Genomic DNA, 26,303 nt, shown 5'->3' with positions numbered 1-26,303 from the left:
CTCAGGAAAGCGGCCATATCGGGAGATCTGCTCATCAAAAGGTCCCCCGTCGCCGCCGGAACGCCGTCAGGCCCGGCTGCCGTCCCGGTCGCAGGGGCCGCCGCGCCCACCGGATCGCCGGGCCCTCGTTCAGCGGCGCGAGGCTCATGACGCGGAGCCGGACCCGGTGTTCCCGATGCGTCGCCCCGACCGGCCCCCGACTACGGCAGGGGCGCGGTTTGGCCCGGCGCAATAGCCAATTCCCGGCGACCTGGCTGGGCCAAATACGCTGTGGACCATGGACTTCCATGTGAGCCTCGCGGGCCGGGGCGATCTCGCCGCCCGGATCTACCGGCAGATCGTGGACGCCATCCTCGACGGGCGCCTCCGGCCGGGTGAGCGCCTGCCGCCGTCCCGGGAGCTGGCCAGGCGGCTGGAGGTGTCGCGCAACACGGTGGCCCTGGCGTACGAGCGGATGGTCGCCGAGGGCTTCCTCGAAGGTCGAGCCGGGGCGGGGACCTTCGTCACCGGAAAGGCGCTGCCCGGCCGCCCGGCCGCGTACGGCGGGGCGTCACCGCGACGGCGGAAGGCGGGCGCGGTGACGCCTCGCCGGCTGTGGCAGGAGCTCACGAGCACGACCGGCGGGGACGGCGACACCCCGCCCGGCTACGACTTCCGGGTGGGCACGCCCGACCCGCGGCTGTTCCCGCTCGCGACCTGGCGGCGGCTGGTGGCCGGCGAGCTGCGCCCCTCCGTCGTCCAGGCCGGCGTCTACGGCGACCCGTCCGGGCACCCGGGACTGCGCGCGGCTATATCCCGCTATATCGGGATATCGCGTTCCGTGCGGGTCGAGCCCGACGACGTGCTGGTCACCCAGGGTGCCCAGCAGGCGCTCGACCTCGTCGGCCGGGTGCTGATCGAGCCGGGAGACCACGTGGCCGTCGAGGAACCCGGCTATCCACCCGCCCGCCTGCTGTTCCGCTCCCTCGGCGCGCGCGTGACCGGGGTCCCGGTGGACGCGGAGGGGTTGGACGTCGCCGCCATCCCGGCCACCGCCCGCCTCGTCTACGTGACGCCATCCCATCAGTTCCCGCTGGGAACGCCGATGTCGCTCGAACGCCGCGCCGCGCTGCTCGACTGGGCGGAACGGCGCGGCGCCACCGTGATCGAGGACGACTACGACAGCGAGTTCCGGTTCGGGGGACGGCCGCTCGAACCGCTGCACAGCCTTGACCGCGCGGGCCGCGTCGTCTACGTCGGATCGTTCTCCAAGACCCTGCTGCCGACGCTGCGCGTCGGCTTCCTGGTCGCGCCCGCGTCGCTGCTGCCCGCGCTGCGCCGTGCCCGGCAGCTCGCCGACTGGCACGGCGACGTCGTCACCCAGGCGGCGCTGGCCCGGTTCATCGACGAGGGGCTGCTCGGACGGCAGATCCGCAAGGCCACCCGCGAGTACGCCGTCCGCCGCGACCTGATCCTCACGACGCTCCGGCGTGACTTCGCCGACCTGCTCCAGGTGGTGCCGGCCGCGGCCGGCCTGCACCTGTGCGCCCGGCTCGTCCCGTACGCCGACGAGGACGTGGACCTCGGCGCGGTGATCGCCCGGGCACGGGAGGCGGGCGTCGCCGTGGAGAACCTCGCCGCCTACTGCGGGGAGCGTCCGGCGCGCCACGGGCTCGTCCTCGGCTACGGCGGCATCCCGGCCGAGCGCGTCGAGGAGGGCCTGCGCCGGCTCGCGGCCTGCTTCCCGCCCCGGCGGACCCGCCCGGAGCCGTCCGCCGGGCGCGACGCGGACATGCGGCCCGCCTGAACGCTCGGCTCGACATCACGCGTCAACGGGGGGGCGGCCCCGGCCCGTGCTCAGGCGGCCATTCCGCCCCTGGCCGACCCGGCGCGGGCCCACCAGGCTGCCGTAGTTAATCACGATATTTCCACTAAAGTGGGACGAGCGTACCGTTTTTGTGGAGGTTCCCCAATGGCCTGGCTCCTGCTCGCCGCCGCGATCGCCTCGGAGGTCGTCGCGACCACCGCGCTCAAATTCAGCGACGGGCTGAGTCACAAGGGGTGGAGCGTCGTGATGATGGTGGGCTACATCGCCTCGTTCGTGCTGCTGGCCAGGGCCCTCAAGCTGCAGATGCCGCTCGGCGTGGCGTACGCGGTGTGGTCCGGAGTCGGCACGGCGGTGATCGCCGTGATCGGCATGCTGTTCCTGGGCGAGAACATGAACCTCGCCAAGATCGGAGGCATCCTGCTGATCATCGGCGGCGTCGTGCTGCTGAACCTGGCGGGTGCCCATTGACCGGCCCGGCCCAGAGCGGGTCGCGGCGCAAGCCCCAGGAGAGGGCGCTGCGCCGCAAGGAAGCGCTGGTCGAGGCGGCCGTCACGCTCCTCGGCGAGGGCGGCTTCACCGCGGTGACCCACCGGGCGGTCGCCGAGCGCGCGGGCATCCCGCTCGCGGCGACCAGCTACTACTTCACGTCCCGCGACGAACTGGTGGCGCGGGCGTTCGCCGTGCTCGTCGAACGCGACCTGCGGCTGATGCGGGCCTCGCTCACCGAGGAGGCGGGCATCGGCTCCCTGGTCGAGCTGGCGCAGACACTCCTGCACGCGTACGCGTCGGACCGGGGCCGCCAGCTCGGGCTCTGGGAGCTGTACCTGCAGGCGGGCCGGGAACCCGAGCTCCAGGACATCGCCCGGAGCTGGACGGACGGCTGGCACGACATCGTGCGGACGCTGCTGGAGCGGGCCGGGTACGCCTGCGGCGCCTCCGAGGTCCGCTTTCTCGCGACGCTGGTGTCCGGGCTGTGGCTCGAGCTCCTGGTCGAGGACCGGCCCGGATCCCTCGACCGGGCCGGCGAGATGGTCGCCCGCGCCCTGCGCGCGATCTCCGCCTGACCACCGCCCGCGCGCCTTGCGCCCTCGACGCGCTGGGCGCCCGCCCGACGGCGTCGGCTTCGACGACGTCGAGCTCGCGGACGCGGTGGTCGCCGGCCTGGCCGATATCGCCACGCAGCAGACTTTCACCGGCACGAGCGGCGCGTACCCGTACCTCCCCGCCACCGGAAAGCAGCCTGGTCACTGCGGATGAACGGCGACATGTCACACATCCGGTGACGGCATCCGTCCTTATGGGATGAGCCCGAGGGTGACTCTCGGGATCACATCTCGTATGAACGGAGGAGCCGAGGATGTCGAAGGAGATCACAGTCGTCGGTGGGGGGCTGGCGGGCCTGGTCGCGGCCATCGCGAGCGCGGAGGCGGGGGCGTCGGTGACCCTGCACGAGGCACACGCCACTCTCGGTGGCCGTGGCCGCGCGACGCCCGCTCCGTACATCGCCCACGAGGGGGCACATGTCTTCTACGCCGATGGGCCGCACTGGGACTGGCTGGCCGAGCGGGAGTTGATCGGGCGGCTTGGCAGGCCGTCGCCACGGGAGATGCGAGCGGGCTTCGTGTGGAATGGGCGGCTGCGGCGCCGGCCACCGGCCGGGTTCCTCCGCATGATGCTGCTGGGCCGGCACCGGACGGCCCCGGTCGATCAGGACTTCTTCAGTTGGGCGGCCGGGCGCTACGGGGAGGAGACGGCACGGTGGGCCGCCAACGCCATCGCCGTGGTCACCTATGACGCCGACACCGGGCGGCTCTCGGCGGCGTTCGTGTGGGAACTGCTGCGGCGGGTCTTCGCGCCCAAAATCCCGGCCGTCCGATGGGTGATCGGCGGCTGGCAGGCGGTCATCGAGCGGCTCGCGACCCGGGCGCGTGAGCTCGGCGTGCGCATCGAGTTGAAGTCCAGGGTCACCGAACTGCCCGGCCATCCCACGATCGTGGCGACTGAGCTGTCCTCGGCTCGCGCGCTGCTCGGTGACGACTCATTGCGCTGGCAGAGCGGGCACTGCGTGATGCTCGACCTCGCGGTGCGCAAGGGCCCCCACGATCTCTTCATCTGCTGGGACCTGGACGCGGGCGGCTTCCATGAGAGCTACTCGATGCAGGACCCGACGGTGGCGCCTCACGGTGAGTCCCTGTTCCAGATCGACATGCCGGTGTCCACCGTGGAAAGTGACGCGGATGCCCGGCAGCGTCTGGAGTCGTTCGCCGACCTCGCGGTGCCCGGCTGGCGCGAGCGGGTGACCTGGCGTCGATACGGCACGGCCCGTGGCCGTGCGGGAGCCCTGGACCTGCCCGGCCAGACCTGGCGCGACCGTCCCGCGATCGAGCGCGGTGACGGAGTCTTCCTCGCCGGTGACATGGTCGCGGCCCCGGGCATGCGTGGCGAGATCGCCATCAACAGCGCGATCCGCGCGGCCGCGGGCGCGACCCGGGCCGTCATGGGCGCCGCCCGATCAGCCGCCTGACAAGTGGGCGCACGGCACGGCCCCGAGGCCGGGCGCGCGGCGGGGGAGCGCGCGTCGGCCTTCGGGCCCGTGCCGCCCTCGGTGCCATCCGGACTCGGGCCGCCCTAGCCGTCGTCCCGATTTCGGAGAGCTTCTCCGCTTCGCTGCCGCGATGAGGCGACGCTCCACCCGAGATGACCGAGAATGGGACGATGACAGCGGACGGCCTGATCAGCGTGCGGCGGCGCTCGGACGCGCGGAGAAACCACGACCTCATCGTCACCGCGGCGCGGGAGACGTTCGCCGAGTCGGGGCCCGACGCCTCACTCAACGAGATCGCCCGCCGGGCCGGCGTCGGGCCGGGGACCCTCTACCGCCACTTCCCCAACCGCTCCGCCCTGCTGACGGCGGTGCTCAAGGACCGCATCGACACCCTGTGCGGGCACGCGCGACGGCTGCTGTCCACGGAATCCGCCGACGGGGCGCTGGCCGAATGGCTCCGCGCGTTCCTCGACCACGCCCGGGTCAACCAGGGACTCGCCTGCACTCTCATGCTCGAGGAGCGGGACACGCCGGGCCTGGACTGCCAGCGCGTGATCGAGGAGGCCGCGGCGGCCTTGCTCTCCCGGGCCCAGCGGGACGGCACCGCCCGCCCCGACCTGACGCCCGGCGACCTCATCCAGCTCGTCGTCGGCATCGCCCTGTCCACGGCCAGGAGCGACGACGACCCCGGCCGGGCCGACCGCCTCCTCGCGTTCGTCCTCGACGCCGTACACGCGCGCCCGCGACGCGAGGCCGGCGCCTGAACCCTAGGGTCAGCGCCCCAGCTCGGCGATCAGCTTCCGGTACACGGCGAAGGCCGGCTTGGGCGTGTAGTCGTCGTTCAGGAGGCCGAACCGGTGGAACAGGCCCGGCTGGGAGCTGTCGGCGTCGCGCAACGCGAAGTGGGTGTAGCCGCCGACGTTGACCTCGGCGCGGCAGCCGTCGATCGCCCGGACGACGGTCTCCACCACCTGCGCCTGCCGTTCCGGCGTACGCCCCGGGCCGGTGGGCCAGCCGTTCTCGGTGACGTGCAGCGGAACGGCGGGGTCGATGCCCGCCGGGGTGAGGCGCTCGGCCCGGTGCAGGCGGAGCAGGCCGGTGACGGCGTCGTGCAGCCGGTCGGCGGGGACCGGCATGAAGACGTCCGGGAAGAAGTCCAGGCCCACGTAGTCGAGGGCGTCCAGGAACGGCCGCCCGCCCGCCTCGACGAGCGCGGCGACGAAGCCCTCGGCCGGGCCGAACAGCGGGGTCGTGTTGAATCCGATCCGCAGGTGGTCGAAGCCCTGCCGCCGCGCCTCGTCCTTGGCCGCGACCACGCCCTCGACCACCGCCTGCCGGACATCCGGGTAATAGCCGTCCAGCGTCGCATTGCCCGCGACGTTGGGCTCCTCGGCCACCTGCACGGTCGCGGCGCTGCGCCCGTGGCGGCGCACGACGTCCCGGACGAAGGCGACATATCCGGCGACGTCGCCGCCTCGCGACTGGTACTGGACGACCAGGTCCAGGGCGCGCCCCTCACCCGCGTACTGCTCAACCTGCTCGGGCGCCTGGACATGGACACGGGGGTCGTCGGAGTCGGTGAACCCGACGTAGCCGCGCACCAGGAAGGGCCGCTCGCCGCACTGGAGCGACCGCAGCGCCTCGACGACGCGCTCCGGGTCGTCCGGCAGGCCCAGCGCGAGCCCACCCGCGTCGTCGCCGGTGATGCCGCCGGGATAGACGCCGAAAAGCAGGTTGTCGGACACGTCAACCGCTGAGGTCATGGTCGGTTCCCTTCGTCTTCTCGGGGGCGGAGGCGGCCGGCTCGCCGGGCCAGGCCAGGGTTCCGGCGTCGATCTCCTCGGCGACGGCGGTCACCCAGTCCAGCTCGGCGCGCGTCATGTGCGCGGCGTACTCGGCCTCGATGACGTACAGGCGGGGCACTCCGTCGGACGCCAGCGCCTCCCGGAGCGCGCGCTCGTCGTCGGCGATGGCGGCGCGGAGCCGGTCGGCCCGCTCACGCAGCGCCGCCGCGGCCCCGGCCGGACCCAGCGCGCCGAGATAGGCGACGGCGGTGAGGAAGAGCGGGAACTCCCGCCGTGGGGTGCGGACCTGCTCCTCGACCCGCACGGCGAACGCCGCCCGCCCCTCGCCGGTCAGCTCGTACACCGTCCGGGCCGGCCGGTTCCCCTCCCGGACGCGGGCGGTCGGCGTGATCCACCCCTGTCCCTCCAGCGCGGCCACCACGTCGTACAAGGAGCCCCGGTTGATCCGGACGCTGGCGTCCTTCCCGCGCTCCCGCAGCACGGCGGCCATCTCGTACGGGTGCATGGGCCGCTCCATGAGCAGGCCCAGCAGGGCCAGCGCCAGGGGATTGTCCACACTGCGTGCCATAGTCGCCTCCTGTTATCAGGAACCGACTATACCCTCGGGTCTTCATGGATGCGCCAGGATCGGTACCGCCGAACCGACGGCTCGACACGGCCTGCGCCCTTGGTGGGCGCCCCTATGCCGGGCCGGATGCGGCCGTCGCCTTGGGGCCGGCGGCGGCCGAGGCCGGATCGGCGGCGGACAGCCGGTCGGCGGTCTCCTCGGCCGACAGCACCAGCGCGAACCCCTTGCGCAGGACCGCGAGCTCGGGTTCCTGACGGGACTCGTCGTCGGTGGCCGTGACATCGGCGCCGAACACGACCCGGTACCCCCGCTCGTACGCCTGCCGGGCGGTGGTGCCGCAGCAGTAGTTGGTCAGCGTTCCGGTGACGATGACCGTGTCCCGGCCGAGGTTGCGCAGGATCGTGTCGAGCGGAGTGTCGTAGAACGCGCCGTAGGAGGGTTTGCGGATCAGGACCTCGTCCTCGTGGTAGCCCATCTCATCCCAGACCGCCGCCGGGGCCGGCCTGCGCCAGCCGGTGTCACCGTGCGGCAGGTAGCGCAGGGCGTGGGGACGGTCCAGGCCGAGGTGGGTGTCGTCGAAGATGGTCCAGATCACCGGGATGTCGGCGTCCCGGCAGCACTCGATGAGGCGGCGCAGCCGGGGGGCCATCCGGGTGGCCGCCGGCACCCAGTACGGGCTCCAGCCGGGCCGGACGAACTCGTCCTGCATGTCGATGACGAGCAGCGCCGAGCGTTCCGGCCGGATCGTGAACGACGCCTGCCCCTGTTCGTAGGCGGCCCGTGCGCGTGCCGTCACCCACTCTTCGGTGTAGGTCATACCGTTTCTCCTATCTCGATTCGAGGTATATCGATTCGATGTGGCAGGATAGCAGCGTGCTCGAGCTGGCGATCATGGGTTTCCTGGCCGAAGGGCCGCTGCACGGATACGAGCTGCGGCGGCGCGTCGCACGGCTGTCCGGCCACACCCGCCCGGTCAGCGACGGCAGCCTCTATCCGGCGATCAACCGCCTGGTCAAGGCGGGGCTTCTGGATCGGCGCGCCGAGCCGGGTGCCTCGGCCGCCCAGCGCCAGGTGCTCGACCTCACCGACGACGGCCGCACCGAGTTGCTGCGCCGCCTGCGGGAACCGGCCGACCACGACATCACCGACAGCACCCGGTTCTTCACCATCTTGGCGTTCCTGTCCCTGCTCCCGGATGTCGCCGACCAGCACGCCGTGCTGCGCCGGCGGCTGGAGTTCCTGGAGCGGCCCGCGAGCTTCTTCGCCGACGGCGACCGGCCCCTGCGCGCGCAGGACGTGACCGACCCGTACCGCCGCGGCATGCTCGTCGTCGCGCGCGCCACCAGCCGCGCCGAGCGTGCCTGGCTCCAGGAGATCCTGTCCTGACACGCCGGCCACCACCGGCCCGGCCCACGCAGCCCCTGATCGTCGACGGTCCGGACACACGTACGGCGGGCAGCCGGCGGCACGGCCGCTGCTCACCGCGCGAGGACCCGGGGGAGAGCACCCCGAGCCCGGCCCATCGTCACAGGCCGTCGCTCCCCCGTGCGAGGGCCGGGGGCCGGTGAGGCGGGGGAGGGCCCGCCCGCTCTGGTAGTGTTGCCGTCCCCAGCGACGATCCCCAACGCGAGGAGGTGAGCCCCATTCCGCTGTACCAGGCAGGGCGCTCCCTCCTCACCGCCGTCCGGTCCCGCTGACCGCGACGCGGGAGCGCCCCTCGGCTTCCGAAAGGCTCCCATGTCGGCTTCGCCGTCGCTTTCCTCCCTGTCACACATCGTCACCACCCTCCGCTCCGCCGGATGCGTCTTCGCCGAGGACGAGGCGCGGCTCCTCCTCTCGGCGGCACGCACCCCGGCTGATCTCGCCGCCATGGTCGATCGGCGGGTCCACGGCCTGCCCCTCGAACACGTCCTCGGCTGGGCCGACTTCTGCGGCCTGCGCATCGCGGTGGACCCGGGCGTCTTCGTCCCCCGCCCCCGCACCCAGTTCCTCGTCGGCCAGGCGATCGCCCTCGCCCGGCCGGGCGCGGTCGTCGTCGACCTGTGCTGCGGCACCGGCGCGATGGGCGTCGCCCTGGCCGCCGCCGTGGACGGCGTCGAACTCCACGCCGTCGACATCGACCCGGTCGCCGTGCGCTGCGCCCGGCGCAACCTCGCCACCGCCGGCGGCCACGTCCACGAAGGCGACCTGTACGCGCCGCTGCCCGCCACCCTGCGCGGACGGGTCGACCTCCTGATCGCCAGCGCCCCGTACGTGCCGACCGAAGCGATCGGGCTGCTACCGCCGGAGGCCCGCGTCCACGAACCGAGGGTGGCGCTCGACGGCGGCACGGACGGCCTCGACGTCGTTCGGCGGGTGATCGCCGACGCGCCGCGGTGGCTCGCGCCGGACGGTCACCTGCTGGTCGAGACGAGCGAGCGCCAGGCCGCGCGGACCGCCGCGGCCGTCGCCCGCGCCGGGCTGGCCCCGCGCGTGGCCGCCTGCGAGGATCTGGACGCGACCGCCGTCATCGGCGCCCGTCGCGGGTGAACCTCACCGGCTGATCGCGGCCCGGCTCGGGGCACCGAGGCGGGAGCCGCCCAGATCGGCGCGATCCCCGGCGGCCCGGCCTCCGGCCCAGCCCGACCAGTCGCTCATCGTGCGCCGCCCGGCGCGGCGCACGTGGGGGAACATCCGCTCGTACACCCGGCCCACCTCGGCGACCCGGTCACGTAGCACCAGGTCGGTGGAGCGCCCGCCGCCCGGTGCTCCCGCCCGGTCTGCCTCCCTGGCGGCCGCGCTCCCGGCCGCCCTCAGCCGCTCACAGACCCGGTTGGCGTATCCGGCCATCCAGCTCTTACGGAAGCTGATCGTGGTGTGCCCGGACGGCACCGGCTCCCGCACGACGGCGGAGGCCATCTGGAGGCAGAGGGAGGTGAAGAGCATCTCGACCAGATCGAGGTCGGACCGGTAGCCGACGATCTGAACTCGCGACACCGCCCCGACCTTGCGGTAGATCGTGCGGCAGCGCAGTGCGGAGGCCACGCCCGCCAGCAGAGAGCGCCGGTCCGGCTGGTACGGATTGCCGACCTCGATGGTCAACTGATCAACCTCGTCGCACACCTGCCCGGAGTCGGCCAGCACGGCCTGCTCGACCCCGTACGCCGACATGAGGGCGCACGCCTTCTCCAGATAGACGGCGGCCTCGGCGGCGCCGGTGTTGGGATGCTCGGCCACCGCCAGGAGCTTTCGGATCAGCTCCAGCTTGCGCTCGGGAATCTCGTTCACGGTGGCCACCCCTCCGATGCCGACGACAACGGGCGCCACGTTACGGGACGCTACCGACAGTTACGGTTCCTGCCCGAACCGTACGGGCCGCCGAGCTTCGGCGACCTACACCCCTGCGCCGACGGCGGCCTCCTCCTCCTGGTCAGTGGAGCAGAGGACCTGCCCGGCCATGGCGCGCATCCTCACCGGCCTACCGTGGCCTTTCACCGTCAGGAACCCGCCCACCCTGGTCACGGCGCTCGCCGAGCACGTCACGCCCTCACCCGAGCCGTCTCCCGCTCCCGACCCGCGCCGTAGACGCCCGGCCGGACCGCCGGTCCGGCTCCTCACGCCGGTCATTTCCCTCATCGCCCGCTCCGCCCGGTCGACGATGGTCGGAGCGGGCAGGACGGGTCAGGGGCAGAGCAGCCGCTCCATGCGGCGGGCGGCGAACCACAACCCGGCCGCGAGCATGACCAGGAGGTAGGCGGCGTGCCCCAGCAGGCCGAGGCCGTACACGCCCAGGGACAGCCCGCGCACCAGCTCGACCGCGTGGTAGAGCGGGGTGACCTGGATCAGGACCTCCATCCACGCCGGGTAGTTCTGCACCGGGGAGAACGTCCCGGAGAACAGGAACATCGCGAACTGGCCGGTGTTCAGCAGGTCGAAGTCCTGCCAGCCGCGCATCAGCGTGCTGATCGTGAGGCCGACCGCGCCGAACGCCAGGCTCACCAGGATCGTCGCGGGGAAGGCCGCCAGCGCGCCGCCCACCGGCGCCAGGCCGAGCGCGACCATCACGCCGAGGAAGATGGCGGTGTAGAGGGAGCCCCGGACGGTCGCCCACGTCAGCTCACCGAAGGCGATCTCCACCGGCCGCACCGGCGTGGTGAGCATCGCCTCGTACGTCTTCGCGTACTTGAGTTTGAAAAAGACGTTGAACGTGGTCTCTGCCAGCGCCCCGGTCATGGCCGACACCGCGAGCATGGCCGGGGCGACGAAGGCGGCGTACGGCATGGTGCGGCCGTAGGCGGTCAGGTCCCCGACCAGCGCGCCCACGCCGACGCCGATGGACAGCAGGTACAGCAGCGGCTCGAAGAAGCCGGAGACGAGCACGATCCAGTAGGACGGGCCCGAGCGCAGCGCGCCGACGTTGCGGCCGATCACCGCGCCGACCCGTGTGGTGGAGAGCCCCGGACGGGTGGCGCGCGTCGACCTCGCGGCCGCCAGAGTGGTCAACATCAGTCCTCCAGCCTCCGACGGAACCGGCGCACGGCGAGCAGCGTGCCCGCGACGGCCCACAGCAGCAGGCAGCCGACGTGCGCGGCGACCGGCCACGGCGGCGCGGTGCCGAGCGTGGCCGAGCGGCACAGCTCCACGGCGTGCCACAGCGGCGAGACGTACGCCACCGGCCGGATCAGGACGGGGAGCTGCTCGATGGGGAAGAAGACGCCCGAGAACAGCGACGCGGGGATCATCACGAAGCGGAACAGCAGCGCGAAGTGGCTGTCGCTGTCGATGCTGGCCGCGAACGCGCAGACCGGCGCGGCGGTGGCCACCGTCAGCAGCGCGCAGGCGAGCGGGACCGTCACCGCCCACGGCGAGCGAAGCGCGCCGAAGAACAGCACCACCAGCAGGAACGTCAGGACGGCGATCGTCACCCGGAACAGCAGGTAGAGCAGGTGACCGGCCAGGATGTCCCTCGGCTGGACCGGGGTGGCCCGCATGGCGTGGAACGCGCGCGACCACTTGAAGTCGCCGAGCACGGCGTAGGTCGACTCGCCGAGCGCCATCTGGAACGCGGTCGAGGCGACCACGCCGGGGACGATCCACGACAGGTAGTCGACGCCCTTGACGGAGCCGACGTAGCCGCCGACCCCGATGCCGATGCTGATCACGAAGAGCACCGGCAGGACGAACGAGGAGAACACCGACGCCCGCCACAGCCGGCGGTAGAGCGTCAGGTTCCGTTCCAGGACGGCGATGCTGGGATGGACGGTGCCCGCGGCCATGTCAGTCCACCAACGTCCGGCCGGTGAGGTGGAGGAACACGTCCTCCAGGGTGGAGCGGCGGACCAGCACACTGGAGGGCGTCAGGCCGCGCCGGTGCACCTCGGTCAGCGCCGCGTCGCCGTCGTCGGCGTACAGCAGCACCCGGTCGGGCAGCGGGTCCACCCGCTCGCCGATCCCGCTCATCTTCGCCGCGTAGTCGGCGTTCAGGTCGAGGCCGTCGGGGAAGCGCAGCTCGACGACCTCGGCCGTGGAGTACGTCTCGATCAGCGAGCGGGGCGACCCCTCGGCGACGATCTTTCCGCCGTCCATGACCACGAGCCGGTCGCACAGCTGCTCGGCCTCGTCCATGTAGTGCGTGGTGAGCACGAGCGTGGTGCCGCGCTGCTTGAGCCGGAACAACCGCTCCCACAGCAGGTGCCTGGCCTGCGGGTCGAGACCGGTGGTCGGCTCGTCGAGCAGCACGATGTCCGGCTCGTTGATCATGGCTCGGGCGATCGTCAGGCGGCGTTTCATGCCGCCCGACAGCGGCTCGACCATGCTGCCCGCCCGGTCGCGGAGCTGGACGAAGTCCAGCAGCTCGTCGGCCCGCCGCCGCCCCTCCGCCCGGGAGAGCCCGAAGTAGCGGGCATAGGTGGTGAGGTTCTCCCGGACCGTCAGGTCGGGGTCGAGGTGGTCCAACTGCGGGCAGACGCCCAGCCGGGCGCGGATCCTGGTGCCGTCGCGCACCGGGTCCATCCCCAGGATGCGCAGCTCGCCGGAGGTGGGCGCGGAGACGCAGCTGATCATCCGCATCGTCGAGGACTTGCCCGCCCCGTTGGGCCCGAGGAAGCCGAACGCCTCGCCCGGCGCGACCTCGACGTCGATGCCGTTGACCGCGGTGAAGTCGCCGAAGCGTTTGACCAAGTCACGGGCGAAGATCATTGGTTGCTCTGCCACGTGGCAAGACCCTAGTGAAGCGCACCGACATTTCCGCAACATGTTTTCCCCGTCCCGTGCGCGGCCGTCGGTACCACTGCCCTGAAGTGCAGCGACTCCACGGAGTCCTTCGCGCGGGACGCGTCAACCAGGCGAGGCGAGACGATGGGTGAACCGCGTGGCGTACGCGACGCTACGTACGCGTCGTGAGCGAAGGAGCGGAGAGCATGGCGCTGCGGTGGTTCCCGGCGATGGAACGCAGGTCGCGCGCCCCGGCCGAGGACGCCGACGTCCTGGCCCGGGTGGCCGACGGCGACGCGGCCGCGCTCGGCGAGCTGTACGAGCGCTACTCCCGGCCCCTGTTCGCCTTTCTCTTCCGCCTGGCCGGAGATCGGGGCACGGCGGAGGAGATCCTCCAGGACACCCTGCTCGCGGTCTGGCGATCGGCGGGCACCTACCGGAGCCGGTCAAGTGTGAGCACCTGGCTGTTCGGGGTGGCCCGCAGGCAGGCGCACAACCGGCTGCGCGGCCTCCCGCCGCCGCTGCCCGCCGAGCCGCCCGACGGCGCCGCCCCGGAGCCGGGTCCCGAGGAGCTGGCGGTGAGCGGCGACCGGGTGCAGCAGGCCCTGGCGCGCCTGCCGCTGGCCCAGCGCGAGGTGGTCGTCCTCGCCTACCTCAGCGATCTCGGCCATCCGGAGATCGCCGAGATCCTGGGAATCCCCGTGGGCACGGTGAAGAGCCGCCTGCACCACGCCCGCGCGACCCTGAGGGGGTGCATCGATGCACGAGTGGACTGAATCTCCCGGCTCGCCCGACGACCTGACCCCGCAACCACCGCCCTCCGCATCGTCTCGTGGTCTGCCCGCCGAACCGGTCGTGGCCGTGGGCGCGGTGCCGCACGCGGCGATGGATTCCGACCCGTTTGCGGTGCTGCCTCCCGAACTGCGCGGAATCCGGCACGGCATTCCGGATCCTCCCGGACCGCAGATCGTACGGAACGTCCTGCTGGCATCCGCGATCGGCGGGACACCCGCCTCACCCCGGGGCGCCGCGCTGAAGGAGGATCGCGTCCCCACCCAGGACCGCCTCCGGCCGCGGGTGCGGTCCGCGCTGCGGCCGATCGTGCGCGCCTGGACCCTGCTGGCGATGGAGTCGCGCATCATGCGCCGGTCGATCTGGGTGGTGTCGGCGCTCGTCATGGCGGTCAGCGTGGTCTTCGCGCTGGCCGAAGGCCACAGCGCCCGGCTCGTGCTGTCCCTCGCGGCCCCGCTGATCGCGGGTGTCGGCGTCGCCGGTTCGTACGACCTGGGACGGGACGGCGGCGACACCGCCACCGAGCTGGTGCTCACCAGCCCGACGTCGCCCCGCGTCATCATGCTGGCACGGGTGACGCTGGCGTTCGGCTACGACCTGGGGCTGGCGCTGCTCGGCACGTCCGTGACGCTCTCCTACGGCTCGATCCCGGAGGGGATGACCGCGCTCGTGACGGCGTGGCTGGGACCGATGGCGCTGCTGGCGGCGCTGAGCCTGCTGCTCGCGGTGTTCTGGCACGCCGAGGGCGCGATCGGCGTCGTGGTCGCGGTCTGGACGGCCTACGCGCTGTCGTTCATCGACCTGCCTCCTCTGGACGGGGTGCGGGCTTTCTGGGCGAACGGTCCGGTGACGCTCGCTCTGGCGCTCGTCCTGGCCACCGCCGCCGTGATCGCGGTGGGCAGGGGTGAACCGATCCGCTTCGGCGGCGCTACTCATCGATCGTGAAACCCTTCGTTCTCTGGGCGCATGAGGTGCGCAGGGCCGGGCCCGCCGCGCTGGCGGGCCCCCCGGCCCTGGTGCTGCTCATGACGCTCCTCGCCATACTCGGCGCGCGGCTCGGCTCCCGCGAGCCGACCACCGCGTTCATGCTGGCCGGCAGCCTGGAGATGCTGATCCCGCTCATCACCGGGATGGCCGCCGCCTCGTCGCTCGGCCGGGACCAGGCCGTGGAGCTCCAGCTCACCCTGCCGGTGGGGTACCGCTCGACCGTGCTGCGCCGGCTGGCCGTCACGGCGGGCTGGACCGGCCTGTGCGCCGCCGCGGGCTCGGCCGTACTGGCTCTGGGCGGCTGGTGGGCGCTCGTCCCGGGCGCGCCGCGCGGCCTGGCGGTCCAGCTCACCTGGCTCGCGCCCGCGCTGTGGCTGGCCGCGCTGGGCCTGCTCGCCTCGGCCGCGTTCGGCAGCGCCGTCGCGGCCACCACCACGGTGGCGCTCGTCTGGGTCGCCGAGCAGGTGGTCGCCGGCCCCCTGCAGGCGAGCCTCCCGTCCCGGTTGCTCTACCTGTTCGCCACCACGCGCGGCACGGTTCCGGGTGACTGGACGGCCAACCGGGTCGTCCTGTTGACCACAGCGGTCCTGCTCGTCGCGGCCGCCTGGCCCCTGCTCGGCCGTGCCGAGCGCGTCCTCGGAGGTGAAAAGGAATGATCGCCACCCTGCGCTACGAGTTCCTCATGCAGATCCGCAGGCCCGTCATGTGGATCGTGTACGGGCTCACCTTCGTCGTGCTCGTGGCGACAATGTGGCCCGGCTACCGGACGTTGGATCTCGGGCTCGGAGACGGGCACGATCCGAAGGCGGCCATGCTCGCGTCGGCCAGGCTGACCATGTCGCTGCTGGCGATCGTCTACGGATGCCTGCTCGCCGACCGGCTCATCCGGGACCGCAGGCTCGGCATCGCGACGATCCTGGAGGCCGCCCCTTGCAGCGCCGCCGGGCGACTGGTCGGCAAGTATCTCGGCGTGTGCGCGGCGACGGCCGTGCCGATCGCGCTGGTCTTCTTCGGGCGGGCCGTGGTCTACACGTTCACCGAGGGCAAGGTCGAGACGCTGGCCTGGTCATTGGCCGTCTTCGCGACGGTCATCCTCCCGGGACTCATCTTTCTGGGCGCGCTCGCCCTCGCAGGACCTCTCCTGATGCCGCCGCTGCCGTTCCGGGTGCTGTTCGTCGCCTACTGGTTCTGGGGCAACCTCATCCCGGCCGACATGATGCCCACCCTGTCCCACACGATCTTCGCAGCGACCGGTGACTACGCGGCATACGGCCTCTTCGACCGGGCGAGACCGGATGCCGTCGTCTACGGGTGGCCTGATGCGGCGCTGAACTTCCTGCGGCCCGCGGCCACCCCCGCCGTCGCCGTCCTCTGGATGGGCGTCATGGTCGCGCTCGCCGCGGCAATCCTTCTGCTCACCCGCCTCCACGCCGCCCGATCGGAGTCCTGACATGCGGATCCGGCTCTCCCAGCTGACCAAGACGTACAAGGGCGGCGTGCATGCCCTCAAAGGGATCGACCTCGACGTGCCCACCGGCATGTACGGCCTGCTCGGCTCCAACGGGGCGGGCAAGACCACGCTCATGAGGATCCTCGCCGGGCTGCTGCGGCCCACCTCCGGAACCGTCCTCCTCGGCGGCCATGACGTCACCACCAAGGAGGGCAGGCTCGCCGTCCAGCGCACGCTCGGCTACCTGCCTCAGGACCTCGGCGTCTACCCCGACCTGACCGCGCGGCAGTTCCTCGACTACATCGCCCTGCTCAAGGGCATCGACGAGCGCTCCGCCCGGCGCCGCCGGATCGGCGAACTGCTCGAGGTCGTCGCCCTCACCGAACACGCCGACCGCAAGCTCAAGGGCTACTCCGGCGGCATGCTGCGCCGCGTCGGCATCGCCCAGGCGCTGCTCAACGACCCTCGCCTCCTCATCGTGGACGAGCCGACCACCGGCCTGGACCCCGAGGAGCGGATCCGCTTCCGCACGTTGCTCTCCCGTCTCGCCGGGGAGCGCACCGTCCTGCTCAGCACCCACATCGTGGAGGACGTGGCGCAGACCTGCCGGTACCTCGCCGTGCTGGCCAAGGGTCGCCTGGTCTTCCAGGGCGACGTCGGCGCGCTGGTGGCGGCGGCGCACCGGCAGGTATGGACGGTGACGACCTCCGGCGCGGCGCCGTCCACCGGCCGGATCGTGGCCGCGCTCCCGCACGGTTCGGGGATGCGTTACCGGGTCGTCGCGCCCGTGCCGCCCGACCCGTCGGCGCGGCCCGCCGAGCCGACCTTGGAAGACGGCTACCTCGCGCTCATGGAGGCCGCCGCGCCCGTGTGACCCGCCCCCGCCGGCGCCGTCGCCAGGGCGGGGGAGGCGGCGTCGCGCAGCAGCAGCCGCGGGGCGCCGCCGCCGTCGGCGGGCACGGCCCACACGTCGCCGCCCTTGCCGTACATGACGGTGCGGTCGTCCAGCCAGGCGGCCTGGTCGTCGACGCTGTCGGGCTCCGCGAGCGGTGTCTCCCGCATCGTGGCCAGGTCGAGCGCGTGCAGCCGCCACGGCCGCGGGGAGTTCTCCGGCGCGACCCGCTTCTTGAACACCAGGCGGGTGCCGTCCGGAGACAGCGACGGGCACTCGGCGTTCTCCCGCAGCGCCCGCGCCTCCCAGCGGCCGTAGTCGCCCTCGACCAGGTACGTCCTGCCCATGGTCGAGACGGTCGCGTAGAAGCGGTTGTCGTCGGCGGCGAAGGTGACGCCCCAGTAGTTCACGTCCGCCGACCGGTAGCGCTTTCCGTCGATGTAGAGCTGGATGTTCTCCATGTTCGGCACCGCGTAGCCGGTCCGGGTGTCCAGGATGCCGGTCCAGGTGGAGAACCCGCCCGTGTTGTAGGAGTCCCCGGTGACGAAGACCGTCCAGGAGACCATCCGGCCGCTGGCCGACACCCTGGCCCGGTTCGGGATGCCGGCGCTCTGCACCCGCCGCACCTCCTGGCCCCACCGGTCCACCACGACCGCGTACGTGCTGGGCACCGGGCCGGGCCGGACGACCACGCAGACGCCCGTGCCGGCCGCCGCGTAGAACCGCTGGCAGGTCAGGCCGCTCACCGTCACCGGCCCGGCCGGGGCGCCGGGCGGGGCCGAGGCCACCCGGCCGTCGCGGACGAACAGCAGCCGCCCGCCCAGGGCCAGGTCCACGGCCCCGCCCGGCCCGTCGTCGCGCCGCCCGGCCGCCGCCGCGTACGCGACCGCGAACCCGGCCAGCACGACGACCGCCACGGCCAGCACCAGCGCCCGCGCCCTACCCGACACCGCGCTCTCCTCTCGGCAGGACGAACCAGGCGGCGACGGCGCAGACCGCCACCCCGCCGCCCATCACGGCCAGGCCCGGCTCGGCGCCGACTCCGGTCCACAGGGCCCCGAACACGACCGACGACAGCAGCCGCCCGACCGCCTGCCCGGTCTGCACCACGGCCAGGCCACTCGTACGCAGACGCGCGGGCACCAGCGGCCCCGCCGCCGCCATCAGGACCCCGTCGGTCGCCGCGTAGAACACGCCGTGCGCCGCGAGCGCCGCCCCGAGCAGCCAGCCCCCTGCCGCCGGGAGCGCCAGCAGCCCGTACAGCACGAGCAGCGCGGCGTGGCCGCCCAGGAACACCGCGAACCGCCCCACCCGGTCGGCCAGCCGCCCGAGCGGCACGGCCAGCAGCAGGTAGGCCCCGGCCGTACCGAGCGGGAGCAGCGGGAACAGCTCCGGCGCGAGGGACAGCCGCTTCTGCAGCAGCAGGTAGACGAAGGCGTCGCTGGCCGTCACCAGCCCGAGCACCGAGGCGACGGCGCACAGCCGCGACAGCGGCGCCTGGCGCGCCACCCGCAGCACCGAGACGCGCTCGCCCGCGAGCGGCTCGCGACGGTCCCGCACGTAGAGGATCATCAGCAGGACCCCGGCCACCGCCACGCAGAAGCTCGTCACGAACACCGCGTCGTAGGCGGCCCCGGTGGCGGCCAGCAGCCCGAACGCGACCAGCGGCCCGAGGAAGGCGCCTGCCGTGTCCATCGCCCGGTGGACTCCGAACGCCTGGCCGAGCCCCCCGGGCGACGCGCTCAGGGAGATGAGCGCGTCACGCGGACCGGTGCGCAGCCCCTTGCCGGCGCGGTCGGCCGCCACCACCGCCCCCAGTGTGGCGACCGACCCTCCGGCGGCCAGCAGTCCGATCCGGCACGCCGCCGAGATCGCGTACCCCGCGACCGCGACCAGCTTGCGCCGCTGCCACCGGTCGGCCGCGTGCGCGCCGGCCAACCGGACCAGGGCCGTCACCCCGAAGTACAGCCCGTCGATCAGGCCGAACGCGAGCGGGCTGAGCCCCAGCGACAGCACCAGGTACATCGGCAGCACGGCGGTGACCATCTCCGAGGAGACGTCGGTCACCAGGCTGACCGCGCCGAGCGCCAGCACGTTGCCCGGCACGGCCGTCAGCCGGGGCCACCGGGTCGCCGAGACGTACATCAGTGGCAGGCGTAGGTCGGGCTGGTGTCCTTCACCTTCCCGTCGGTGCCGACGAGCTGCCAGGAGAAGGTGCTGTCGGTGAACGTCAGCTTCACCACGCCGTACGTGCCGCTGAGCCGGAACTGGCTGTTGGGCTGGACGTTCTCGATCTTGTACGGGTCGGCGCCGCCCATGCCGCCGAGCAGCTCGACCAGGCCGTTCGGGTCGGCCTTGCCCGCGGGGTTCTGCGGGCCGAACCGCTCGTAGTGGTGGTCGTGGCCGTTGAGCACCAGGTCGGCCCCGGCGTCGTAGAGGATCTGCCAGACAGGCCGGCTCACCGGGTCGTTGCCGTGCTCGCCCGAGCTGAACAGCGGGTGGTGCCAGTACGCGGCGACGCAGCCCTTGGTGGTGGCGGCGAGGTCGGCCTTGAGCCAATTGATCTGCGCGGTCTGGTCGAAGATGTTGGAGTCCAGGGCGATGAAGTGCCAGTTGCCCCGGTCGAAGCTGTACCAGCTCCTGCCGTTCGGGAACGCGATCGCCCCGAAGTAGGACTTGTAGCCGGCCTCGAACCCGGCCGGGTCGTAGCTCTCGTGGTTGCCCGCCGTGGGACGGGTCCTGTCCTTGAACTTGCCCCAGGTGGTGTCGTAGTACTTCCGGTAGTCGTTGATCGTGCCGTCGTCGTACTGGTTGTCACCCATCGTGACGACGAACTCCGGGTTGATCGCCTGGACCTGGGCGGCCGTCTTGGGGTGGGCGCAGGAACCGGAGCTCGCCGTGCACTGCGCCGCGATGTCGCCCGCCGCCACCACCGTGAACGCACCCGCGCCGGGGGACGGCGACGCCGACGGCGAAGGGGAGGGAGAAGCGGTCCCGCCCGGCGTCACGGTCAGCTTGTCCAGGTTCGGGCCGTCGACCGTGTTCGCCGCGGTGGCCCTGACCTTGACCGATCCCGCGGGCAGCGCCGCGACGACGTTCACCGTCGCCCAGGTGTTCCAGCTCCCGGTCGACGGGAAGGCCGGGCGGGCGACGACCGCGCCGTTGACCGCGATGTCCAGGGGCCGGTCGGCGGTCGTGCCGTTGGCGTACCGGAAGGACAGGGTCGCGGTGCCGCCCGCGCCGGCGGCGACCGTCCACTCGACGTACCCGCCGGTGACGGCCGCGTAGTCGACGAAGCCGGTCCCGGTGTATCCGGTGTGGTTGGTCGCCGTCGAGGCCTGGGAGAGGGTGGCGTCCTCGGCCTGGTAGTCGACCGCCCCGCCGGTCGGGGTCACGCTCGGCGACGGACTCGGCGACGCCCCCGCGTCGCCGTACACCTGGACCTCGTACAGCGAGTAGCCGTAGGAGGTGCCGCGCGCGGTGCCCAGCACCCGGACGTAGCGGCCGCTCCCCGACAGTCCGGTCCGGTCGTCGACGCCGCCGTCGCCCTGCGTGGTCGTGTGGATGGTGGTCCAGTTCGCGCCGTCCGCGGACGTCTGCACCTGGTACGCGGCGGCGTAGGCGGCCTCCCAGGACAGCTTGACCCGGGAGATCGAGTACGTACGGCCAAGGTCGACGGCGATCCACTCCGGGTCGTGGCCCTCGGCCGAGGCCCACCGGGTGGAGGTGGTGTCGCCGTCCACGGCGTACGACGCGGCGTAGGAGGAGGACTCGACCGACGACGCGGTGGCCGGCTTGCCCTGCGACAGCAGGGTCTCGGCGGCGTCGGCGCGGTCGGCGGCCGTGAACAGTCCGGCGAGCAGGGCCAGGACGGCGGCGATCACGCCGAGGCGGGCGCGCCGTCCGGCCCGGGAACGCGGCGGGGAGAGGGGGAGAGGGTCGGGAAGAGGCAGGGACACGGCTGTCTCCTGGGGGGTGAGCGACCATGACGGACCACGTGGACGGACCATGGGACGGGCTCCTGGGCCTGGCGACCCCGGGGCGGGACCGTCCCGGAACGGCCGGGGCAGATCTTTCTGAGCGCGTCACGTCCGCCGGAATGCCTAGGACCGCCGGGAACGCCGCGCCAAGCCGCTTACTCCGGCATGGTGGCAAGCGCCGCGAGCACGTGTCAAGAAGGTTAGGAAAGGTTCCTAACGTTCATCTCGCGTTCCCCTCGCCGTTGTCCCGGGTCCGCGGGGCCGGCTACTCCTCGATCGCGTCCAGCCTCCGCCGGAGGTACGCGCGTTCGGGTTCGGTGCCCGCCAGTTCGAGGGCCTCACGGTAGGCCACCGCGGCCTCGGAGAATCGGCCGAGCCGGCTCAGCAGGTCCGCCCGCGCCGCGGGGTAGGGGTGGTAGCCGCGCAGCCGCGGCTCGTCGGCCAGCTCGTCCAGCAGCGCCAGGCCGGCCTCCGGGCCGTCGCGCATCGCCACCGCCACGGCCCGGTTCAGCGTGACGATCGGAGAGGGGGCGAGGGCGAGCAGCACGTCGTAGAGTGCCACGATCTGCGGCCAGTCGGTCGTGTCGAGGCCGGCGGCCTCGTCATGCAGGGCGGCGATCGCGGCCTGCACCCCGTAGGGGCCCGGCGGCGCGCCGGTCAACGCGACGGTCACCAGGTCACGGCCTTCCTCGATCATCGCGCGGTCCCACCGGCCACGGTCCTGATCGGCCAGCAGGACCATCTCGCCGTCCGGGCCGCTGCGCGCGTCCCGCCGGGCGTGGACCAGCAACATCAGCGCGAGCAGCCCGGCGACCTCCCGCTCGGCGGGCAGCAGACGGCGCAGGATGCGCCCGAGGCGGATCGCTTCCTCGGCGAGGTCGAGCCGCTGCAGACGCGGGCCCGAGCTGGCCGCGTACCCCTCCGTGAAGATCGAATACACCACTTGCAGCACGCCCGGCAGCCGCCCCGGCAACTCGTCCGCGCCGGGCGCCCGGAACGGGATCCGGGCAGCGCGGATCTTCTTCTTCGCGCGGGTGATCCGCTTGGCCATCGTCTCGGCGGGCACCAGGAAGGCCCGCGCGACCTCCGGCGTGGACAGCCCGGCCAGGCAGCGCAGCATCAGCGCCCCCCGGTCCTCGGCGGCGAGCGCGGGGTGGGCGCAGGTGAAGAACAACTGCAGCCGCTCGTCCGGCAGACCGCCGTCCACGTCCGCGGCCGGCGCGGGCTCCGCCCGCTCCGCCTCCACCCGCAGCACCGCCAGCCGCGCGGCGAAAGCCTGGTCGCGCCGCAGCCGATCGACCGCCCTGCGCCGCGCCGTGGTCATCAACCAGGCTCCGGGCTTCGGCGGAACGCCGTCCACCGGCCAGCGCGCCAACGCCGCCTCGATCGCCTCCGACGCGACCTCTTCGGCCAGGTCCAGGTCACCGAAGCGGCGGACGAGCGCGGCCAGCAGCCGGCCGTGCTCCTCGCGGAACACCGCCTCCACCGACGCCACGCCGCCCGCCCGCTCGTCACTCACAATCAGACCCCATCAGACCCCGTCAGACCCCGAAGTCGGCGACCGGCCGCACCACCATCGCGCCGCTACCGCGAGCGCCGGGGCAGCGGGCCGCCCAGTCGAGCGCGGCGTCGAGGTCCGGCACGTCGATGACGTAGAACCCGCCGAGCAGCTCGCGCGTCTCGGCGAACGGCCCGTCCGTCACGGTCCGCTCGCCGTCCGGGTCGACGCGCACCGTCGTGGCGGTGACCAGGTCCGCCAGGGACTCCCCGGAAACGAAGATCCCCGCGTCCTTCACCTCCTTGTCGTAGGCCATCCAGTCCTCGAAGAGGCCCTCGTCGGCCCCGCCGTTCTCGTCGGCCGCGCCCGCGTAGATCAGCAGCATGTATTTCATGATCGGCTCCCTCGGTGTTCCGTCTGTCTCGTCTGTCTCGTCGCGCGGCGGGATCGCCGCATGCCATCACTACGAACGGGACACCGCCAGATGGACATGCCCCAGGTAATTCTCTTGAGACCGCCTTCGGCGACCTCGACCTGGGGCGTGAGGGTCTGACCGTTTCGCGTACGGTGACGGGGTAAGGGCCGCGCCGCGCAGAAGGGTGAGCCGATTGGGCAAGGCGACGACCACCACCGCGGTCCCGGACGAGCTGCGACGCCGCCTCGGGCTCTTCGACGCCGTGGTGATCGGCCTCGGCTCCATGATCGGCGCGGGGATCTTCGCCGCCCTCTCCCCGGCCGCGCGCGCGGCCGGATCCGCGCTGCTGCTCGGGCTGGCCCTGGCCGCGGTGGTCGCCTACTGCAACGCCACGTCCTCGGCCCGGCTCGCGGCCCGCTACCCGGCCTCCGGCGGCACCTACGTCTACGGCCGCGAACGCCTGGGGGAGTTCTGGGGATACCTGGCGGGCTGGGGGTTCGTGGTCGGCAAGACCGCCTCGTGCGCGGCGATGGCCCTGACCGTCGGCTACTACGTCTGGCCCGAGCAGGCGCACGCGGTGGCCGTGGCCGCCGTGGTCGCGTTGACCGCCGTGAACTACGTCGGGGTGCACAGGTCCGCCTGGCTCACCCGCGTCATCGTCGCCGTCGTCCTCACGGTGCTGACCGCCGTGGTGGTCGCCGCCCTGACCTCCGGCGCGTCGGACGCGTCCCGGCTCGGCATCGGCCCGGGCGCCTCTGCCGGCGGGGTGCTGCAGGCGGCGGGCCTGCTGTTCTTCGCGTTCGCCGGGTACGCGCGCATCGCCACGCTCGGGGAGGAGGTCCGCGACCCCGCGCGCACGATCCCCCGCGCCGTCCCGCTGGCGCTGGGCATCACCCTGGTGGTCTACGCGGCCGTCGCGGTGGCGGCGCTGAGCGTGCTGGGCGCCGACGGAGTCGGCCAGGCGGCCGCCCCGCTGACCGAGGTCGCCCGCGCCGCCGGGCTGCCCGGCCTGGCGCCCCTGGTACGCGTCGGCGCGGCGGTCGCCGCGACCGGCTCGTTGCTCGCGCTGATCCTGGGGGTCTCCCGTACGACGCTGGCCATGGCCCGCGACCGCCACCTGCCCCGCGCCCTCGCCGCCGTCCACCCGCGGTTCGGCGTGCCACACCACGCAGAGCTGGCGGTGGGCGCGGTCGTGGCCGTGGTGGCGGCCACGGCGGACCTGCGCGGCGCGATCGGCTTCTCCTCCTTCGGCGTGCTCGTCTACTACGCCATCGCCAACGCCAGCGCGGCGACGCTCACCCCGGCCGGAGGCCCTCACCGGCGGGCCGTGCCCGTACTCGGCCTGGCCGGCTGCCTGATCCTGGCCTTCGCCCTGCCGCTCTCGTCGGTGGTCGCCGGAGCGGTCGTCCTGGCCGTCGGAGCCGCCGCCTACGGCCTGCGCCGTTGGGCGTCAGACCGGCAAGGCGGGTAGTCCGAAGGATGTCCTGGTGCCGTCACCGATGACGGCACCTTTCTCGCCGAGCACCTCACCGCCCACGCCTGACGGGCGGCGCTCAGTCCTCGTCCGCCAGGCGGGCCGCCCTGCCGTGCAGATACCGCTGCCGGGGGAAGCTCGTGGTCCGCCGCGCGGCCTCCAGATAGGCCGCACGCGCCGCCGCCTTCTCACCGGCGCTCTCCAGCAGGTGGCCCCGCACCGCGTACAGCCGGTGGTTTCCGGCGATCCGCTCGTCCGCCGCCAGCGCGTCGAGCAGGTCGAGCCCCGCCCGCGCGCCGCGGGCCATCGCCACCGCGACCGCGTGGTTCAGCGCCACCACAGGGTTGTCGGAGATCCGCAGCAACACCTCGTACAGCGCCGCGATCTGCGGCCAGTCGGTCTCCTCCGCGCTCGGCGCCTCGTCGTGCAGCGCGGCGATCGCCGCCTGCACCTGGTACGGCCCGGCGTCCCCGCGCGGCAGCGCCTCGCTGATGAGCGCCACGCCCTCGGCGACGCAGTCGGCGTCCCACCGGCCGCGGTCCTGCTCCGCCATCGGGATCAGGGCGCCGTCCAGGCCGGTACGCGCCGCCCGCCGGGCGTGGGTGAGCAGCATGAGCGCCAGCAATCCCGTCACCTCGCCGTCCTCCGGCAGCAGCCGGTGGACCATGCGGGCCAGCCGGATCGCCTCCTCCGCCAGCTCGACCCGCTGCAGGCTCGGCCCCGACGTGGCCGCGTACCCCTCGTTGAAGATCAGATACAGCACGTGCAGCACCGCACCGAGTCGTTCGGCGCGCTCGGGCCCCGAGGGCAGCCGGAAGGGGACGCCGCTCTCCTTGATCCGCTGCTTGGCCCGGGTGATGCGCCGGGTCATGGTCGCCTCCGGCACGAGGAACGCCCGGGCGATCTCCGCTGTGGTCAGGCCGCCGACCGCGCGCAGGGTCAGCGCGATCTGCGACGCTGGCGACAGCGACGGGTGGCAGCACATGAACAGCACGATCAGCGAGTCGTCGGAGTCCGCGGCCGGCCGATCGGCGGCGTCCGCCGGCCACCGATCCGCCAGCGCCCACGCGGCGACCGTGTCCTCGCGGCGTCGCCGGGCCTGCTCGGCGCGCAGCAGGTCGGTCAGGCGGCGCGCGGCCACCGCGACCAGCCAGCCGAGCGGATGGTCGGGGACGCCGTCCTGCGGCCAGCGCAGCGCGGCGGCGAGCAGCGCCTCCTGCGCCGCGTCCTCGGCCGTGTCGAAATGCCCATAACGCCGCACCAGCGCGCCGAGGACCCGCGGCGCCAGCTCGCGCAGCAGATCCTCGACGTCGCCGCCCTGCGGGGCGGAGGTCACTCCTGCGGCTCCTCGCGGCCGTCGAGCGGCCGGACGTCCACGTACCACTCGTGGTCGAGGACGGCGTTCTCCGGATGCGGGGTCTTCGCCAGGCGGGCGGCGATCTCGGTCGCCCGGTCGAAGCTCTCGCACTCGACGATCGTGTACCCGGCGAGCACCTCCTCGGTCTCGGCGTACGGACCGTCGGTCACCACGAGGACGCCCTCGCGCAGCCCGACACGCCTGGTGTGCACGGGCGCGGCCAGGCCCCGGGCGTCCACGAACTCCCCGGACTCGACCAGCTCGTTGTTCCACGCCTCCATGAAGGCATGCATCGCCGCGACGTCCTCGGCCGTCCAGGCGGGCCGCTCACCCGGCCTCCCGGACAGGGCGTCGTAGTCCCGCTGCGAGCCGTACAGCATGATCATGTATTTCACGGTCTCTCCCTCTCGGCCGGCGCCCGCGCGGCGCCTCTCACCCGGGACGTCGAAGCCGGCCGCCCGTTCCGGACATCCTGCCGCCGATCGGATCGCCTTTACATGCTTCAGCGGTCGAAACACTCCTCCAGATGCAAGCGAAGCAC

The 26,303-nt window shown here is 72.9% G+C and carries 29 protein-coding genes; 14 read left to right on the top strand and 15 right to left on the bottom strand.

The genetic code is table 11. The features are described from left to right. Window positions 1-277 precede the first annotated feature (277 nt). The 6 genes from pdxR to AWQ68_RS26665 all read left to right on the top strand — a co-directional run bounded on the left by pdxR (window position 278) and on the right by AWQ68_RS26665 (window position 5,116). On the top strand, window positions 278-1,786 hold the full coding sequence (gene pdxR, locus AWQ68_RS26685; protein ID WP_066944912.1) for a MocR-like pyridoxine biosynthesis transcription factor PdxR: 1,509 nt from the start codon (window positions 278-280) through the stop codon (window positions 1,784-1,786). A 165-nt stretch (window positions 1,787-1,951) separates the two neighbouring features. Then, window positions 1,952-2,275, top strand: coding sequence for a DMT family transporter (locus AWQ68_RS26680; protein ID WP_066944911.1), 324 nt, complete (start codon window positions 1,952-1,954; stop codon window positions 2,273-2,275). Then, the gene (locus tag AWQ68_RS26675; RefSeq protein WP_066944907.1) at window positions 2,272-2,871 is read left to right on the top strand and encodes a TetR/AcrR family transcriptional regulator; all 600 of its coding nucleotides are present in this window, start codon (window positions 2,272-2,274) and stop codon (window positions 2,869-2,871) included. Before AWQ68_RS26680 ends, AWQ68_RS26675 begins: the two co-directional genes overlap by 4 nt. Before the next feature lie 16 nt (window positions 2,872-2,887). Then, on the top strand, window positions 2,888-3,064 hold the full coding sequence (locus tag AWQ68_RS42760; protein ID WP_157545752.1) for a hypothetical protein: 177 nt from the start codon (window positions 2,888-2,890) through the stop codon (window positions 3,062-3,064). Between the two features lie 100 nt (window positions 3,065-3,164). Next, window positions 3,165-4,331, top strand: a complete 1,167-nt coding sequence (locus AWQ68_RS26670; RefSeq protein ID WP_066944904.1) for an NAD(P)-binding protein — start codon at window positions 3,165-3,167, stop codon at window positions 4,329-4,331. A 191-nt stretch (window positions 4,332-4,522) separates the two neighbouring features. Next, complete coding sequence (locus AWQ68_RS26665) at window positions 4,523-5,116, top strand: TetR/AcrR family transcriptional regulator (RefSeq protein ID WP_066945135.1); 594 nt, start codon at window positions 4,523-4,525, stop codon at window positions 5,114-5,116. 9 nt (window positions 5,117-5,125) lie between these two features. On the opposite strand, the gene AWQ68_RS26660 is transcribed toward AWQ68_RS26665, so the two are convergent. The 3 genes from AWQ68_RS26660 to AWQ68_RS26650 form a co-directional block, all read right to left on the bottom strand. Then, a complete protein-coding gene (locus tag AWQ68_RS26660) occupies window positions 5,126-6,115 on the bottom strand; it encodes a glycoside hydrolase family protein (RefSeq protein WP_066944902.1) in 990 nt (329 codons plus the stop codon). Further along, window positions 6,099-6,725: a PadR family transcriptional regulator gene (locus tag AWQ68_RS26655; protein ID WP_066944899.1), complete on the bottom strand. Its 627-nt coding sequence runs from the start codon at window positions 6,723-6,725 to the stop codon at window positions 6,099-6,101. The genes AWQ68_RS26660 and AWQ68_RS26655 overlap by 17 nt, the downstream gene beginning before the upstream one ends. 112 nt (window positions 6,726-6,837) lie before the next feature. Then, a complete protein-coding gene (locus tag AWQ68_RS26650) occupies window positions 6,838-7,542 on the bottom strand; it encodes a cysteine hydrolase family protein (protein WP_066944896.1) in 705 nt (234 codons plus the stop codon). Between the two features lie 56 nt (window positions 7,543-7,598). Between AWQ68_RS26650 and AWQ68_RS26645 the strand changes: the two genes are divergently transcribed. Beyond that, window positions 7,599-8,111: a PadR family transcriptional regulator gene (locus tag AWQ68_RS26645; protein WP_066944895.1), complete on the top strand. Its 513-nt coding sequence runs from the start codon at window positions 7,599-7,601 to the stop codon at window positions 8,109-8,111. Window positions 8,112-8,462: 351 nt separating this feature from the next. After that, complete coding sequence (locus tag AWQ68_RS26640) at window positions 8,463-9,254, top strand: putative protein N(5)-glutamine methyltransferase (protein ID WP_066944892.1); 792 nt, start codon at window positions 8,463-8,465, stop codon at window positions 9,252-9,254. Between the two features lie 3 nt (window positions 9,255-9,257). Here AWQ68_RS26640 and AWQ68_RS26635 read toward each other — a convergent pair whose 3' ends face one another. The 5 genes from AWQ68_RS26635 to AWQ68_RS26615 form a co-directional block, all read right to left on the bottom strand. Next, window positions 9,258-10,031: a DUF2786 domain-containing protein gene (locus AWQ68_RS26635; RefSeq protein ID WP_084464434.1), complete on the bottom strand. Its 774-nt coding sequence runs from the start codon at window positions 10,029-10,031 to the stop codon at window positions 9,258-9,260. 66 nt (window positions 10,032-10,097) lie between these two features. Further along, the gene (locus AWQ68_RS26630) at window positions 10,098-10,340 is read right to left on the bottom strand and encodes a hypothetical protein (protein ID WP_066944890.1); all 243 of its coding nucleotides are present in this window, start codon (window positions 10,338-10,340) and stop codon (window positions 10,098-10,100) included. Between the two features lie 45 nt (window positions 10,341-10,385). After that, window positions 10,386-11,210: an ABC transporter permease gene (locus AWQ68_RS26625; protein WP_066944888.1), complete on the bottom strand. Its 825-nt coding sequence runs from the start codon at window positions 11,208-11,210 to the stop codon at window positions 10,386-10,388. Continuing rightward, window positions 11,210-11,980, bottom strand: a complete 771-nt coding sequence (locus AWQ68_RS26620; protein WP_066944885.1) for an ABC transporter permease — start codon at window positions 11,978-11,980, stop codon at window positions 11,210-11,212. The genes AWQ68_RS26625 and AWQ68_RS26620 overlap by 1 nt, the downstream gene beginning before the upstream one ends. A 1-nt stretch (window position 11,981) precedes the next feature. Next, on the bottom strand, window positions 11,982-12,917 hold the full coding sequence (locus tag AWQ68_RS26615) for an ABC transporter ATP-binding protein (RefSeq protein WP_218007044.1): 936 nt from the start codon (window positions 12,915-12,917) through the stop codon (window positions 11,982-11,984). A gap of 185 nt (window positions 12,918-13,102) precedes the next feature. On the opposite strand from AWQ68_RS26615, the gene AWQ68_RS26610 reads away from it, so the two are divergent. From AWQ68_RS26610 to AWQ68_RS26590, 5 genes are read left to right on the top strand one after another with little or no spacing between them, the layout of a single operon-like run. After that, a complete protein-coding gene (locus AWQ68_RS26610) occupies window positions 13,103-13,693 on the top strand; it encodes an RNA polymerase sigma factor (protein ID WP_245656105.1) in 591 nt (196 codons plus the stop codon). Next, a complete protein-coding gene (locus tag AWQ68_RS26605; RefSeq protein WP_157545746.1) occupies window positions 13,677-14,654 on the top strand; it encodes a hypothetical protein in 978 nt (325 codons plus the stop codon). The genes AWQ68_RS26610 and AWQ68_RS26605 overlap by 17 nt, the downstream gene beginning before the upstream one ends. Continuing rightward, window positions 14,651-15,352 (top strand): hypothetical protein, encoded by a 702-nt coding sequence (locus tag AWQ68_RS26600; RefSeq protein ID WP_066944877.1) that lies wholly within the window; start codon window positions 14,651-14,653, stop codon window positions 15,350-15,352. Before AWQ68_RS26605 ends, AWQ68_RS26600 begins: the two co-directional genes overlap by 4 nt. Continuing rightward, window positions 15,349-16,146 (top strand): ABC transporter permease, encoded by a 798-nt coding sequence (locus AWQ68_RS26595; protein ID WP_066944874.1) that lies wholly within the window; start codon window positions 15,349-15,351, stop codon window positions 16,144-16,146. The genes AWQ68_RS26600 and AWQ68_RS26595 overlap by 4 nt, the downstream gene beginning before the upstream one ends. A 1-nt stretch (window position 16,147) precedes the next feature. Continuing rightward, window positions 16,148-17,020: an ABC transporter ATP-binding protein gene (locus AWQ68_RS26590; protein ID WP_066944872.1), complete on the top strand. Its 873-nt coding sequence runs from the start codon at window positions 16,148-16,150 to the stop codon at window positions 17,018-17,020. Here AWQ68_RS26590 and AWQ68_RS26585 read toward each other — a convergent pair. From AWQ68_RS26585 to AWQ68_RS26565, 5 genes are all read right to left on the bottom strand, one after another. Beyond that, window positions 16,984-17,988 carry a TolB-like translocation protein gene (locus AWQ68_RS26585; protein WP_066944869.1) on the bottom strand — a complete coding sequence of 335 codons (1,005 nt, stop codon included), beginning with the start codon at window positions 17,986-17,988 and terminating at the stop codon, window positions 16,984-16,986. The two genes, AWQ68_RS26590 and AWQ68_RS26585, sit on opposite strands and share 37 nt — an antisense overlap. Next, window positions 17,978-19,183: an MFS transporter gene (locus tag AWQ68_RS26580; protein ID WP_066944866.1), complete on the bottom strand. Its 1,206-nt coding sequence runs from the start codon at window positions 19,181-19,183 to the stop codon at window positions 17,978-17,980. The genes AWQ68_RS26585 and AWQ68_RS26580 overlap by 11 nt, the downstream gene beginning before the upstream one ends. Continuing rightward, a complete protein-coding gene (locus AWQ68_RS43720; protein WP_245656104.1) occupies window positions 19,183-20,997 on the bottom strand; it encodes a discoidin domain-containing protein in 1,815 nt (604 codons plus the stop codon). Before AWQ68_RS43720 ends, AWQ68_RS26580 begins: the two co-directional genes overlap by 1 nt. Before the next feature lie 286 nt (window positions 20,998-21,283). Then, complete coding sequence (locus AWQ68_RS26570) at window positions 21,284-22,540, bottom strand: RNA polymerase sigma factor (protein ID WP_373281548.1); 1,257 nt, start codon at window positions 22,538-22,540, stop codon at window positions 21,284-21,286. A 19-nt stretch (window positions 22,541-22,559) separates the two neighbouring features. Further along, on the bottom strand, window positions 22,560-22,910 hold the full coding sequence (locus AWQ68_RS26565) for a YciI family protein (RefSeq protein ID WP_066944859.1): 351 nt from the start codon (window positions 22,908-22,910) through the stop codon (window positions 22,560-22,562). 214 nt (window positions 22,911-23,124) lie between these two features. On the opposite strand from AWQ68_RS26565, the gene AWQ68_RS26560 reads away from it, so the two are divergent. Beyond that, the gene (locus tag AWQ68_RS26560; protein WP_066944856.1) at window positions 23,125-24,402 is read left to right on the top strand and encodes an APC family permease; all 1,278 of its coding nucleotides are present in this window, start codon (window positions 23,125-23,127) and stop codon (window positions 24,400-24,402) included. A gap of 82 nt (window positions 24,403-24,484) precedes the next feature. Here AWQ68_RS26560 and AWQ68_RS26555 read toward each other — a convergent pair whose 3' ends face one another. Next, the gene (locus AWQ68_RS26555; protein ID WP_066944853.1) at window positions 24,485-25,741 is read right to left on the bottom strand and encodes an RNA polymerase sigma factor; all 1,257 of its coding nucleotides are present in this window, start codon (window positions 25,739-25,741) and stop codon (window positions 24,485-24,487) included. Beyond that, complete coding sequence (locus tag AWQ68_RS26550) at window positions 25,738-26,148, bottom strand: YciI family protein (RefSeq protein ID WP_245656121.1); 411 nt, start codon at window positions 26,146-26,148, stop codon at window positions 25,738-25,740. Before AWQ68_RS26550 ends, AWQ68_RS26555 begins: the two co-directional genes overlap by 4 nt. Between the last annotated feature and the right edge of the window lie 155 nt (window positions 26,149-26,303).

Source organism: Microtetraspora fusca, from assembly GCF_001570365.1.
GTDB lineage: Bacteria > Actinomycetota > Actinomycetes > Streptosporangiales > Streptosporangiaceae > Microtetraspora > Microtetraspora fusca.
The sequence above is the reverse complement of the archived record's forward strand: the minus strand, read 5'-3'. Positions and strand labels throughout refer to the sequence as shown.

Excerpts from the sequence above, each read along its gene's own strand:
- pdxR (WP_066944912.1), top strand. The coding sequence starts at position 278 with ATGGACTTCCATGTGAGCCTCGCGGGCCGGGGCGATCTCGCCGCCCGG.
- AWQ68_RS26680 (WP_066944911.1), top strand. The coding sequence starts at position 1,952 with ATGGCCTGGCTCCTGCTCGCCGCCGCGATCGCCTCGGAGGTCGTCGCG.
- AWQ68_RS26670 (WP_066944904.1), top strand. The coding sequence starts at position 3,165 with ATGTCGAAGGAGATCACAGTCGTCGGTGGGGGGCTGGCGGGCCTGGTC.
- AWQ68_RS26665 (WP_066945135.1), top strand. The coding sequence starts at position 4,523 with ATGACAGCGGACGGCCTGATCAGCGTGCGGCGGCGCTCGGACGCGCGG.
- AWQ68_RS26660 (WP_066944902.1), bottom strand. The coding sequence starts at position 6,115 with ATGACCTCAGCGGTTGACGTGTCCGACAACCTGCTTTTCGGCGTCTAT.
- AWQ68_RS26655 (WP_066944899.1), bottom strand. The coding sequence starts at position 6,725 with ATGGCACGCAGTGTGGACAATCCCCTGGCGCTGGCCCTGCTGGGCCTG.
- AWQ68_RS26650 (WP_066944896.1), bottom strand. The coding sequence starts at position 7,542 with ATGACCTACACCGAAGAGTGGGTGACGGCACGCGCACGGGCCGCCTAC.
- AWQ68_RS26640 (WP_066944892.1), top strand. The coding sequence starts at position 8,463 with ATGTCGGCTTCGCCGTCGCTTTCCTCCCTGTCACACATCGTCACCACC.
- AWQ68_RS26630 (WP_066944890.1), bottom strand. The coding sequence starts at position 10,340 with ATGAGGGAAATGACCGGCGTGAGGAGCCGGACCGGCGGTCCGGCCGGG.
- AWQ68_RS26625 (WP_066944888.1), bottom strand. The coding sequence starts at position 11,210 with ATGTTGACCACTCTGGCGGCCGCGAGGTCGACGCGCGCCACCCGTCCG.
- AWQ68_RS26620 (WP_066944885.1), bottom strand. The coding sequence starts at position 11,980 with ATGGCCGCGGGCACCGTCCATCCCAGCATCGCCGTCCTGGAACGGAAC.
- AWQ68_RS26605 (WP_157545746.1), top strand. The coding sequence starts at position 13,677 with ATGCACGAGTGGACTGAATCTCCCGGCTCGCCCGACGACCTGACCCCG.
- AWQ68_RS26595 (WP_066944874.1), top strand. The coding sequence starts at position 15,349 with ATGATCGCCACCCTGCGCTACGAGTTCCTCATGCAGATCCGCAGGCCC.
- AWQ68_RS26590 (WP_066944872.1), top strand. The coding sequence starts at position 16,148 with ATGCGGATCCGGCTCTCCCAGCTGACCAAGACGTACAAGGGCGGCGTG.
- AWQ68_RS26580 (WP_066944866.1), bottom strand. The coding sequence starts at position 19,183 with ATGTACGTCTCGGCGACCCGGTGGCCCCGGCTGACGGCCGTGCCGGGC.
- AWQ68_RS26565 (WP_066944859.1), bottom strand. The coding sequence starts at position 22,910 with ATGAAATACATGCTGCTGATCTACGCGGGCGCGGCCGACGAGAACGGC.
- AWQ68_RS26550 (WP_245656121.1), bottom strand. The coding sequence starts at position 26,148 with ATGATCATGCTGTACGGCTCGCAGCGGGACTACGACGCCCTGTCCGGG.